Source organism: Paenibacillus sp. LHD-38 (genome assembly GCF_031157315.1).
GTDB lineage: Bacteria > Bacillota > Bacilli > Paenibacillales > Paenibacillaceae > Pristimantibacillus.
Map to the genome: position 1 here is coordinate 126,562 of NZ_JAVIFU010000003.1, position 12,298 is coordinate 138,859.

The window sequence follows — 12,298 nt, forward strand, 5'->3', positions numbered from 1 at the left end:
GGAATGGTGAACGATTTCTGAGCACTTTTATAATACTGTGTATCCTATTTGGAGTAAAATCACTATCTTGAGGAACTATATGCCAAATACGGAGCGTTTTTTTCGGTTATTTACATGCTATGCTGTTCTTAGGTTTAACCATTATATTAAAAGGCGGGATCATTCGTGTCATACCTATCTATTAGTACATGGAGTTTACATCGCATATTGGGCCCTCTCCGCTGGACGATTTGGGATACAGAAACAAGCAGCCATCAGATTAGTGAACAGGAACAGCCTCAGTTGTTGACCTTACTGGAGCTTCCCGCAGAAGCGGCTGCCAGGGACTATCAAGCGCTGGAGGTTTGTCATTTTCATTTCGCATCAACGGAGCCAGAATATCTAGAGCAGCTAAAAAAATCCTTTCACGAAGCCAATATCAAATTTGATACGCTGCTGCTCGATTACGGCGATATCACTTCAGCGGATGAAAACAAGCGATTGGCCGACCTCTCTTTGATTAAAAAATGGATCGATATCGCCTCACTTTGCGGAGCAAAGCAAATACGGGTAATTGCTGGAGAAGCCTCCCCTACGAATGAAGCAGCCATTCAAATTTCTGCGGCATCCTTAGCTGAGCTGGCTTCGTACGGGGCCTCCAAGGCTGTTCATGTCATTACAGAAAATTTCAAATCGCTCCCTTCAACTGCCGAAAGCAGTCTCAAGCTGCTTGCGCAAGCTGGAAGCCAACTCGGTTTTATTACGGATTTCGGAAACTATCATGGTGAAGGGAAAGTCGAAGAAATCGGAGCGACAGCTCCCCTTAGCGTTTCCGTTCATGTGAAGCCCACCTACGATCAAGCTGGCTTCCCGGACAAAAATGAGCTGATTACTTTTCTCAACAAAGTTGAAGAAACAGGCTACGACGGCGCATATGTCCTCATTTATGATGGTCCCGGCGATATGTGGGCGGGCTTGGAACGCGTCAAAGCTATTGTAAAGCCATTTTTATTGACAGTCCGTTAGCTCCCTCCTATACTGATAGAGTACATAGAATGATAATCGTTATCGATACAGCATATACTCTATTAGCCATTATTTTAGATTAGAAAATGAGGAGCTCGCTAATGTCGAATCAAATGGACTTTACGCTTGTCGAAACCTATTTTCATATTTCACCGGGGGGTGCGGCCCATCCCATGCTTGAGCTTCCCGCCGTTAATTTTCATAATCGCGACATTTCTCATGCAACCTTGATTAAGGCTGGCGATATGGTCCAAGCAACGGGCATGGAATTAGCAGCATCCTTTGTCGGCATGTCCTTCTTCAATCTTTGTATTACGAACCTCATTTTTGCGGCCCAATACAACCGATATTTAGATTTATCACTGCAAAACTTGACTTATCAGCTGGAACAACATGATGATCATGCACATCTTGGCTTTAAAATTAATGAATTGCGCTGGACAGAGGTTCCGACCGAAGATCAGGAACGTAAGGCTTTTCTTGAGCAAGCCTTCGGTTCCTATTTCAAAGAAGAAATAAATGCAATCGTCGAAGCTATTGCACTTAGCGCTGATGTGAAATCAGCGATGATTTGGAACCAAGTGGGCGGCCAAATCCATTTTGTGCGAGATTATGTGAATCAAAACATTAAGGATCCCGCTCTTCTTTCCAATTTCCAACGGGATTTTGATGTTTTAGTCGGACTTCCAGCTGAGGTATTTAACCGTAAACGCAATCCATTCATTCACAAACCGCGCTATATTGATAATCCGTGGGCACCTGAAGGTGAAAAACTGATGATGCATTCCTCCTGCTGCATGTATGAATGCCGGGTAGACGGTCAAAAATGTTATACCTGTCCGCGCATGCTGCCCGAGGAACGAGAAGGAAGAAGCAAGCTGGTTGCTGCTGGTGCTCAATAAACAAAAAAAGCTGTTGACAGATACGCTAAGTATCTGTCAACAGCTTTTTTTATAAAAGAAGCAGATTCCCTATATTTGTTTACATAATTATAATTACGTTATGTATTATGAAACTTTAATGGAATTTTGCTTGAAATGTTGTTCATTGCGTTCCGAAGCTGTTTATTATCAATATGTGTATAAATTTGCGTTGTTTCTATGCTTGCATGACCGAGCAGCTCCTGCAAGGTTCGGATATCGGTACCGCTGCGGATTTGCATAGTCGCAAAAGAGTGGCGCAGTTTATGGCTTGATAGCCGTTTATCAGCTAAGGCCGGCATCCGTTCCTTCAGCTGCCTGATCGTTTCATCTGCAACAGTCTGAATCATGCGAATGGACAATCTTCGTCCAAATTGGGAGACAAAAAACGGCTGCTCCTTGCCCTGCCTTGATTCCTTGCGATCTGCGAGCGCTTCATTCAGCATATGCTGCAATGCTTCCGGCAGCGGGATAACGCGCCATTTGCGTCCTTTCCCAAGAATATGGATAGACCCGTCCTGCCGGAAATCCTGTACATTCATCCGGTGGACTTCTCCTACTCGCAATCCGGCATACGCCATCAATAGTACAATTGATACATTTCGAATATAATATTTGCCTTTCATCGTATGGAGCAGCGCTTCAAGCTCGTTCTCCTCCAAATAGACAGGAATTCGATTTTTCTCCTGCTTTGACTTCGCAATGAGCGCCGCGGGGTTACTCTCCAAATGCTCCATTTCGATCAACGCTTTAAAAAAAGAACGCAAGGAAGAGAGCTTCCGGTTCCGCGCCTCATCACCTGCTCCCTTTTCACGGCAAACAGCCATATATCTCATAATATCCATTTTCGTAATTTTCTTCGTATCTGTCGGATGTACCGTCTGGAGAAAATAATTGACATCATTCATGTAGGCTTGATGCGTTGACTTCGTCATCCCTTTATTCTTCATCCAAATGGAAAATAGATCCATCTCTAACCCGTAGCTATCCTTTACTTCATATTGTCCCATATAAATTGTAAATCCTCCATATGTATCCATATTAATCACTCTATTTAGTTGATCACTATGCTAGTATGATAGCTTAAAAATCGATATAAAAGCAAACTGCGTGAAATATGTATTTCACGCAGTTTTTTGAAGCGTAAAAACAACCTTTTCCTGCATATTAAAACGATTAGTATCCTTGCTTTGAGCCCGTTTCCGTTATTGATACCATCACATCATAAGTAATGGGAATACGGCTAAATTCCTCATCCCAATCCTCTTTTACCGTTTTCCATACCTTAGGGTGTTTTATACTCAATTTTGTTCCAAAACCAACAACATCCGTTTTATACTCTTTCTGTATTTTATTAAGTCCCAGCTTGATCAGCCGTTTTATTTCTGTCTCCACTGACTGCTCCGCCTTACTTAAAAACTTTTCATCTATAGGTTCATTCATAACCAGCCATTCTTCAATTAAACGTCCTTCGGTTTCGATGTTGACTCGAAAACTGATTTTACTCCCATCAACATAAGGCACAATTTTGCTCTTCATAGATTTTAGCTCGTACGTGATAACCTGTTTGGTTTTTGGATCATAACTTTTAACGGCGCCGCCTTTCCCTTCGCCTTTTAACCAGGTTACCCCTAACAATTCTTCCTCGCTTAATCTCCCTCTAAATTTCTGTGTCTTGCCTTTGATAACAGCTGCTCCTGAAAATTCCACTTCGCCGTCAACCGCAATGACGTTTTGCAATAAATAACTGGATTTGGAATTCATTTTTCCTTCAAGTTTGATGAGAGACATTGGCGGCAAAATTTTATACGTACGATAACGATTGTCAACCATGCCAAAGAGCCGAAAGGCAGGAATAATTGCTTTCCCTTTTGCTTCTAAGACATCTCTTGCTATCCCTCTGCTCATGACAACTAGGCAATTAAGACGAATATCGTTATCACGCAGCATGAAGCTCAGAAGGTTATTCATATCATAGCGACGAGATAATGATTCATTAATGATGATCACTTTCATATGATGACCGACAATCGGACGTTCCAAGCGAGCGGAAAACTGCCTGATCATCTCGAAAAGTGAATCTCCGGTTTCTGATACGTTAAGGTAAGGTTTGGCCGAGGCATCGCTTTTCGTATCCCCGCTCTTCGCCTCCGACTGCTTGTCTACGATTTGTAATGTATAGGTAAGATTGTCTTTTTTTCTGTATTTTGAACCACGATTCTCCAGCTTTTCCTCAAGCTGCGTTTCATTTGCCAAATCTAGGCCCATACCGACAATGATACTAAGATCTTCGATTTCATCCTTGCTCCAGCAGCCCGTTTGAAAGAGCAGTGCAATGAGGCAAAGAATGATTGCAATTGGTCGAAAATTACTACGACTTCGGTATCCCATCATCCTTCGCTCCTTTATTGCTTTTCTTCCATTTAGTCAGCATTAACGCCAGGATCGGAATCGGAATGAACAAATATAAAGCCAAATTACCAAGAAAATCACCAAAGGCAAATAGCGTACTTAACTCTTTGGGGAGCGTTGAAATGATAAATACGATCGTGAGCAGCCCGTACAAGCATTTCACTATTTTAACCTTGAAAATCTGCGACATCCCTAAAGCTGCTGCATAATACGTAATCGTGAAGGTGGAATAAATTTGCATGATCCAGATGACCAGCAGCAACGACTCGAATCTCTCAAAAATCAAGCCTGTAAACTCAAAGCTTCGAACAAGATCAAGCGTCGGCCATGTTCTCGTACTTACCCCGTGAATCGATAACCCTCCAATAACGACAACAACTGTGAGCAAATATATAATCATGGGAATCGTTGTGCCAATCACAACGGCTTTCACCGATTTATTAGGGTTGCTCATGAAGGCAGTAATGACCAAGATAATTTCCACACCGAGAAAAGAAAGAGCTGTGGAACGGACGCCATTAATTGCCGGGAAAATTCCTTGTCCCAAAAAAGGCCGCAAATTCTCCCAGTCAAAAATCTTAAGCGACATGAGCATCACCAATAAATAGATGACGATCGTTACAGGCAAAATCAATTCAAACAATCGCGCGATTGGATTTATACCGCCGGTCATCAAATAGAGACTAACCCACATAAATACCATGACAATAGCCCAAGATGGCGTTCCTTCAAGCAAGAATAGCCCCGTTACTTCTGACAGTGCGCGTACCTGATATGCGGCAGTCATGAAAAAATAAATGATATAAGCTAAGCCGATAAAACCACCGATCCATTTTCCCAGCAGCAATTGATAATATTGAAAAACAGTTAGGCCTGCATGTGATTTTGATAATACTGCCATGATCACGCCTGCTGCAATGGCAACCATACCGCCTAATAATACGGACAGCCATACATCCGGCGTCCCCACCAAATCTACGGAAGCTCTTGGTAAGGTCAGGATCCCCGATCCGAGTAAAAAATTCGAGACGATCACAGCGGTTTGGACGGTAGTAATTCGATCCTGAGCCTTTTTCATTGGAGCCTCCCTCTATTACAAGAATTACTTTTTTTTCCTCCTTACATTTGCAGGATGCAGCATTTCGGGTCTCTTTTTCATCAAAAAAATAGGTGCGCGAACAAAAAAATCTTTCCAGTCCCCTACTCGATAAGGTGCTCCGGGACTTGCATAGGGTACGCCAAAGCTCTTCAGCTTGCATACATGCGCGCATAATAGAAGAACAAACAATACGACGCCATAAAGCCCGAAAGCTGCCGCGCAGAACATAGCTCCAAAACGAAGCATGCGAAGCGCGATACCGGCACTATATTGCGGAATTGAAAAGGACGAAATAGCCGTTACCGCAACGACAATGACAAGAATAGGACTGACGATTCCTGCTTGCACGGCTGCTTCGCCGATAATCAAACCGCCAACGATGCCCATGGCAGGCCCGATTGGTTTTGGCAATCGAAGCCCGGCTTCCCGCAGTATTTCTATCGCAATCTCCATGATTAATGCTTCTACCAGTGAAGAAAAAGGAACGCCAACCCTTGCTCCAATAATCGAAATCGCAAGCTTTGTAGGAATTAAGCCGGGATGGAATGAGATAAACGAGATATACATAGCAGGCGTCAACAGAGCAACCATTGCCGCGAAAAAACGAAGAATTCGGAGTAACGAACCCGCAAGCCAGCGTTCATAATAATCCTCGGGAGATTGCAGCAGCATACTAAAGGTAACCGGCGCTATCAAGGCAAAAGGAGTACCGTCAAGCAGAATAGCAACCCTGCCTTCCATCAATGCCCCTATGACACGATCCGGTCTCTCCGTGCTCTGAATTTGCGGAAACGGACTGAGAAAATTATCTTCGATTAACTGCTCGACATAGCCGGATTCCGGTAAATTATCAATATCAATTTTACTGACTCTGTCCTTAACCTCCTCCAAAAGTTCAGGATCAACAATATCTTTAATATAAGCAATAACAAGCTCTTTTTTCGCGCGTGATCCCACCTGCATGCTAATAAAAGCCATACTGTCATTTTCGCCATGTCTGCGCAGCAGCGCTGTGTTATCGGATAAGCATTCATTAAAGCCTGCACGCGGTCCCCTTACCAGTGCTTCTGAAATCGGCTCCTCGATGCTCCTCGATTTATTTTTTGCCGTCCCGATCAAAATCATTTCCGGCATTCCATCGATAATTAGTGCCGTTGCGCCCATCAGCACCTTAGGAATCAACTCATCTAAAACACTTACTTCCGTTAGCTGACTGACCGTTAATACCTGGTTAATCAAATAAGATTTTGTAACAGGCACACAATCTCGTGACAAGGACATTAACGGACGCAAAACATGAAGATCTATCAAATCACGATCGGCTAATCCATTCACAAACACAATAGCAGCTTTAATTTCGGTATCACCAAGCATAAACTCTCGTATCGCAACATCGGAATGAAATGACATTTGCTCGCGTATAGCAGCAATTTTTACCGTTAAGTGTTCACTCATATCTATTATTCATCCCTTGTTTGACGGATCCTTTTATAAATATAAGAAATAGTAAGCGGAATGATTAAGACAATAATTGCTTCCAAATAAACAATCCATTCGGGAATTTTCAGTTCAATGCCTGTTGTCATCGATAAACCCCCCCGTAGAATTTTGTCGAATAATCAATATTTTTGCCGTAATTAGATGGTTATAAACACCAATGTGTTGCATCTTAAAAATTATGCCTTTAAATATCCAAAAAGCTGGCTCAACAGGGTTACCCCCGTTAAACCAGCTTAATAACCGATTTACCTCCATGTATTGACGAGCGGGTATAGCTTAAGCGTTACGATCTTTACATTACCGCCTGTCGCATAAAAGGACATTCCTGTGCTTGCTGCGTTCGGAAAAATCGTGTTCGAGAAAACGACCTTTCCGTCGTTGCCGAAAGCTTCTACAGAGGACGCATCAACGAATATTCGCAGCTTGATTCGATTAGCGGCTGTATTTAGCGTCTCCTCCTGCAAAGTCGTAAAGCTTCCGGGAAGATCCGCACCGGCATCGGTACGGTTGACAAAAAGCTTCGATGTGGCTCGTTTATATCCGACGACATTCGATTTAGCCGTGTCGTACATGGTGTAATAAGCTAACAGCCCAGACCCTCCGTTAAACAATCCCGATGCATTATTGGCATCAACGATGGCTGAGCCAGACCAGCTATGAATCGTTCCTTGCCACGGTAAGGCGATCGGCAGCCGTTTCCAGTGTGTTAAATCCGTGCTGACGCTATGCGTCCACTTGCCTCCATCCTGTGCGAATAAATGATACTCGCCATTATGGGGGAGTACCACATGCCCATCAAGCTAAGAACCTTCATTTTGGAATCAAGTGATGAACTCTCTTATTTTCATAAATAGTCGATTTGTTTCCTTACAAATAAACATGCCAAATAAGCCTAAACCACGAGGCTGTTTTTAAAACGTTAGCTATGCAACCTCCTTGGTAGACGTGGTATACTCTTAAACAACACCTAAGATATCAAAGACTGTTTTCTTCTCATAGCGGTGAGATTTTCGTCCGTTTTTTTCTAACAGATGAAACAGACGAGACAGGATTTTCGATATGGCTTGGGTGTTCTTTTGTATGGCTTGATGCAGGATTGGCATATAAAGCATCCCGCTTGAACGGGTCAAGGATAACTTTATTGTCATACCGGGATTCCACTTTGCCGGATGCGACGAAGACGAACTCCCACTTTTCTTGTAAAGGCTGAATTTTATACTGGACCCAGAAATATCCCCCGGGACCTAAAATCTGTATTTGATAAGGACGTTGTTCGTTGCCCGGCACCAAAATGCGAAGCGGTCCCAAAACTTCCGGGAACTCGCTCCGGTTCACGATCCCCGTACCGACGATTCTGGAATGTCCGGCCAAATAATGGCCGATAGCCCGCCCCTGTATGCCTGAATGAAGCAAGATTTGCGGGGATCCAAGCGTGCTTGCCGACAGCACAACGTTCTTTGCTCTTATCACATAGGATTTCTTGTCAGGAGACATCGCTTTCACGCCGACGGCTCTGTCATTTTCAGTCAGGACCTGAACGACGCGCGCGTTAATAGCCAGATCGAGGGGACGATTTAAAGCTTTTGCAAAAAAAATGAGAGAACTGAAAAACGGATTGGAATTGACAACGCCGTATTGTGCCGCCGGTTCGAGGTTAATGGCTAAAGGTTCGTCTGTCGAATCGGAAAATCCGTTATTCTGAAGCCGACGGAGAAGGGTTTGCGTGATCGAGGCGCTTTTGCTAAAGTTGTGTGTAACGCTCATGACCTTCTCCGCTATGCTATAGTATAGCTCCATTTCTTTAATCGGGACGGGCCATTCGGCCATTTCGGAAACCGTCATGCGGGGACAGGTAGTATCCCAGAACAACGTTCTTCCCCCGAGTGCATAAACTTGTGGAGATGGATACTCGGGGTGGAATTTGGCGACGGTATGAAAATACTTCTCATCCTGTTCAGGATTCATCGTAGCGATGTTCTGCGAATGCGTCGGCAGCAAGAGACCCCCTCTTTCAAGGACGCCGATCCGTTTTCCGTTACCCCCCATCTGCTCGATCAATCTCCAGAGAACGGCTCCTCCTCCCGCCCCGGTTCCCACAATGAGTACGTCATAGTCCGTTTGTTCCATATCCTCCAGCGACGTTAGAAGAATCCATTGTTCATCGAATTGAGTAATGGGGGCAGATGGGTATTCTTCAACAGTGCTTCGATTTTTGGCGGACCGGACTATGTCCGGAAGTTTTACTTGCTTGCCGGTGATGTCCAAATCGGGACCTGCAACATAAGGGTTGATCGAAAAGAGTTTCTCCATGTCGATTCCTTTTTTTGAGAGATTGTTCTGAGGGTATCCCCGGAATCTGCGATATAGATGTTCAATTGTTTTCACGCCCTTACTCCCTTACTCCATTATTGCCTCTTTGGCCGGTATGGAACTCGAATCAACCACTCTTTCATCAGGTCAGCCGCCTTCGTAACGCCTTCGAGCACATCCATCAGCGGATCATTCTGCTCTATGCTAAATACGTAGCTGTAGCCTGTCAATTGAAATGCGCTGATCAAGTCTGCCCATGTTTTTATATCGTGTCCGTAGCCTATCGTCCGATATGGGAAATGTGCCGGGATCCGGTGTTCCCGGTTGACCGGAGAAGTTATTGACGATCGGCACTCCCATTTTGTTTGCCAATTGAATGGTCTTGATGAACGTCTCGTGATGTTCTTTGGCAATGGTCTTGTCTGGATGCAAAGGGTTTCCTTGCACACTGAAAGCCGCTATAAAAAGCCCCCGCGATTCAATGGCACGAAGGAAAGCTTTCTGTTTATATTCGTCTGCAAGAAGCTCATCCACATTGACAAAAGCATCACCGGGATAATTGCCGGTTCCAAGCTCCAACGCTTCAATACCGATGGACTGAACGAAATCAAGCATCTGCTCAAAGGACAACTCACTAAATACGGAGCTGACAAACACGCCGAGCTTCACGGAGCATACCTCCATAAATTTTTTTCATACATTTATTTATTCATGGTTGTATCATGGTTATTACAAGATTTGGATCATTCCTTTTCAAGAAAAGCATGCGAGAGTAGTACAAGGGGTACCGCCATGGCGGTACCCCTTCATGGCAAACCATCCTTTCTATGGAATCGTGCTTGATATAGAAAGAATAGCTTATTTTTCCAGTTTGGGGTGTAGATTCATTTTAGCTTGATGAGCATGGGGGAGTACCAGCGAAGCAGACACCACCCGCAAAGTAGATGGAAATTAAATGGTTCAATAAAGCAAAAAGGAGCCAACTTGCGAGCGGCTCCTTCACTATCGTTACCCGAAAGATTAATGTTTGATCCGTTTAACGGACATGACACCGCGTCAACGGTGGCTGGCGTGTCCTGCAGGTTGCTGCATGGACCTACTTTCCGTATTTTGGATCGCGAGGTTTTACTGTTCTTTGATTCTAATTGGTCTATAAGTGAGATCCCCCTGTAACATCAAGTAATTGCGCTGTGACGAAACGACCATCTGGAGATGCGAGGAAAGCTACGACATCGGCAATATCTGAGGGTTCACCCATTCGTCCGAGAGCGACTATATCAGCAGGTAGTTTTTGTGCTTCAGGAGAATCAAGAAAGTCCGCATTCATGTCGGTTCTAACCATGCCGGGTAAAACTGCATTTACTGTGATTCCACGAGGACCTAGTAGTTTTGCAAGATGTAGTGTGAAGGTATTGATTGCTCCTTTGGTTAAGTTATAAGCCATAATGGTTGGATATGCAACCCTTGTAACACCCGAAGAAATATTGACGATACGCCCTTCATTGCGTAAGCGAGAGAGCGATTTTTGAACCAAAAAGAACGGTGCTTTGACATTCACTGCAAATATCTCATCAAAAGCGTTTTCCGTCGTTTCTTCAAATGATTCTGGTATACCCATACCCGCATTGTTGACCAATATGTCAAATAGGGTATCATCGGTTCGAAGTTTCAGTTCCTTATCAAGTAATTGAATTAGCTAATTGACACCATCAACCGTGTTAAGGTTGGCACCAATTGAAAATGCTTCACCTCCATTTGCTTTTATGGTCCTAACAACATCTTCTGCAGCATCCTGTTGACTCCCATAGTGAACGGCAATCAGTGCGCCTTCTTTTGCTAGCCGTAATGCGATCCCTCGACCGATTCCTCTGCTTCCACCAGTAACCAGTGCCACTTTTCCATTTAGTCGATTCATTATTATTCTCCTCTCCAATCAATAACTAACAAAGCACTACGATGTCTTCTTTGTGGTGCATGTTGTAAATGCTCTTTGTTCCAATCGATAGACAATGTAGTCCAAGTTTTTCCTCTATCCGTAGATCGATAAAGCCCTCGATTATTCAAAGCATAGAAAGTATTCAAATCATGTGGATCATCTGCTAAATTGGAAATCATTGTTCCTTTCGCCAATGGCAGGCCCTGTTCAACTCTTTTCCATGGCTGATCTTTTTCTTTTCGATAGATATAAGATTCAGCAACGGAAGGGTCATAAGCATTTCTTGCTCCAGCAGAAGCAGAAACAAGCATCATGTCCGGGTCGTCTTTACTGATCACCATACATAGCATATAACGATGTTCTAATCCATCGCTAAAAGGTACCCATGTATCGCCACTATCGCGACTCAGTAACACACTCCTGCCTGGTTGATCTACACCATCACTACACGCTGCATAGATTCGATTGGGTGCCTTTGGATGAGTTAATAGGGTATGGGCATCTAAAGGGTTTCCTTCTTTTGTATCCAGCCAGTGTTCGCCTCCGTTTTGAGTTCTAATCACTGCCCCTACCTCGATGGAAGCATATATATTTCTATTGGACGGATCTTCTGCAATCATACGAACATTATGGGTTTGGGGATTTGGTGGAAAAGACCAACTCGAATAAGAAGACAAAGATTTGATCGCTTCCCATTCACTCCAACTTTGGCCGGCATCGTTTGAATAAAATAAAGCACTCCGATCGGTTCCTACGTAGACCTTTCCATAATCTCCGTTTTTTCTGATCGGGCTAACAAAAACCGAAGTAAAGATTGATTCCGGGATGTCTTCTCCAATCCTTTTCCAACTGCCTCCACCGTCATCACTCACCCATAAGCCATGACCATCGGTTCCACAATAGAGGCGGTTTTGCATGAAGGGATCGATTGCTATACTTACAGGATTTAAAACTAGTGATTGAGACTGGAGTTTGTACTTTGTTTTCAGTTCATCCAAAACAATTAATTCTTCTGACATACATAAAAAAAATCGATTCATCTCATTCTCTCCTCGTTACCAACAGATTAGTTTGCCACCTTTTTCTGATTAGGGTACACTTAAAGATACAGATCTC

The 12,298-nt window shown here is 43.7% G+C and carries 10 protein-coding genes and 3 pseudogenes; 2 read left to right on the forward strand and 11 right to left on the reverse strand.

The window, feature by feature from the left end; translation table 11 throughout:
- Positions 1 to 165 precede the first annotated feature (165 nt).
- Complete coding sequence (locus RCO25_RS04005) at positions 166 to 1,005, forward strand: sugar phosphate isomerase/epimerase family protein (protein WP_308994846.1); 840 nt, start codon at positions 166 to 168, stop codon at positions 1,003 to 1,005.
- Positions 1,006 to 1,106: 101 nt separating this feature from the next.
- Entirely contained in the window at positions 1,107 to 1,907 is an 801-nt protein-coding gene (locus tag RCO25_RS04010) for a hypothetical protein (protein ID WP_308994847.1), read from the forward strand.
- 98 nt (positions 1,908 to 2,005) lie between these two features.
- Here RCO25_RS04010 and RCO25_RS04015 read toward each other — a convergent pair whose 3' ends face one another.
- From RCO25_RS04015 to RCO25_RS04065, 11 genes and pseudogenes are all read right to left on the reverse strand, one after another.
- Entirely contained in the window at positions 2,006 to 2,935 is a 930-nt protein-coding gene (locus tag RCO25_RS04015; RefSeq protein ID WP_308994848.1) for a tyrosine-type recombinase/integrase, read from the reverse strand.
- A 166-nt stretch (positions 2,936 to 3,101) separates the two neighbouring features.
- Positions 3,102 to 4,319 carry a Ger(x)C family spore germination protein gene (locus tag RCO25_RS04020; RefSeq protein ID WP_308994849.1) on the reverse strand — a complete coding sequence of 406 codons (1,218 nt, stop codon included), beginning with the start codon at positions 4,317 to 4,319 and terminating at the stop codon, positions 3,102 to 3,104.
- Positions 4,297 to 5,415, reverse strand: a complete 1,119-nt coding sequence (locus tag RCO25_RS04025) for a spore germination protein (protein WP_308994850.1) — start codon at positions 5,413 to 5,415, stop codon at positions 4,297 to 4,299. Before RCO25_RS04025 ends, RCO25_RS04020 begins: the two co-directional genes overlap by 23 nt.
- Before the next feature lie 24 nt (positions 5,416 to 5,439).
- Positions 5,440 to 6,900: a spore germination protein gene (locus tag RCO25_RS04030; RefSeq protein WP_374992060.1), complete on the reverse strand. Its 1,461-nt coding sequence runs from the start codon at positions 6,898 to 6,900 to the stop codon at positions 5,440 to 5,442.
- Positions 6,897 to 7,022 carry a hypothetical protein gene (locus tag RCO25_RS04035; RefSeq protein WP_308994851.1) on the reverse strand — a complete coding sequence of 42 codons (126 nt, stop codon included), beginning with the start codon at positions 7,020 to 7,022 and terminating at the stop codon, positions 6,897 to 6,899. The genes RCO25_RS04030 and RCO25_RS04035 overlap by 4 nt, the downstream gene beginning before the upstream one ends.
- Before the next feature lie 159 nt (positions 7,023 to 7,181).
- The gene (locus tag RCO25_RS04040) at positions 7,182 to 7,724 is read right to left on the reverse strand and encodes a glycoside hydrolase family 32 protein (RefSeq protein WP_308994852.1); all 543 of its coding nucleotides are present in this window, start codon (positions 7,722 to 7,724) and stop codon (positions 7,182 to 7,184) included.
- Positions 7,725 to 7,892: 168 nt separating this feature from the next.
- Positions 7,893 to 8,042, reverse strand: a pseudogene (locus RCO25_RS04045) (IS4 family transposase); the annotation flags it as partial.
- A gap of 265 nt (positions 8,043 to 8,307) precedes the next feature.
- Positions 8,308 to 9,246: pseudogene (locus RCO25_RS04050) on the reverse strand (GMC family oxidoreductase N-terminal domain-containing protein); the annotation flags it as partial.
- A 204-nt stretch (positions 9,247 to 9,450) separates the two neighbouring features.
- Entirely contained in the window at positions 9,451 to 9,915 is a 465-nt protein-coding gene (locus tag RCO25_RS04055) for a sugar phosphate isomerase/epimerase family protein (protein WP_483874702.1), read from the reverse strand.
- A 481-nt stretch (positions 9,916 to 10,396) separates the two neighbouring features.
- Positions 10,397 to 11,161: pseudogene (locus RCO25_RS04060) on the reverse strand (SDR family oxidoreductase).
- Between the two features lie 2 nt (positions 11,162 to 11,163).
- The gene (locus RCO25_RS04065) at positions 11,164 to 12,222 is read right to left on the reverse strand and encodes a WD40/YVTN/BNR-like repeat-containing protein (RefSeq protein ID WP_308994853.1); all 1,059 of its coding nucleotides are present in this window, start codon (positions 12,220 to 12,222) and stop codon (positions 11,164 to 11,166) included.
- Between the last annotated feature and the right edge of the window lie 76 nt (positions 12,223 to 12,298).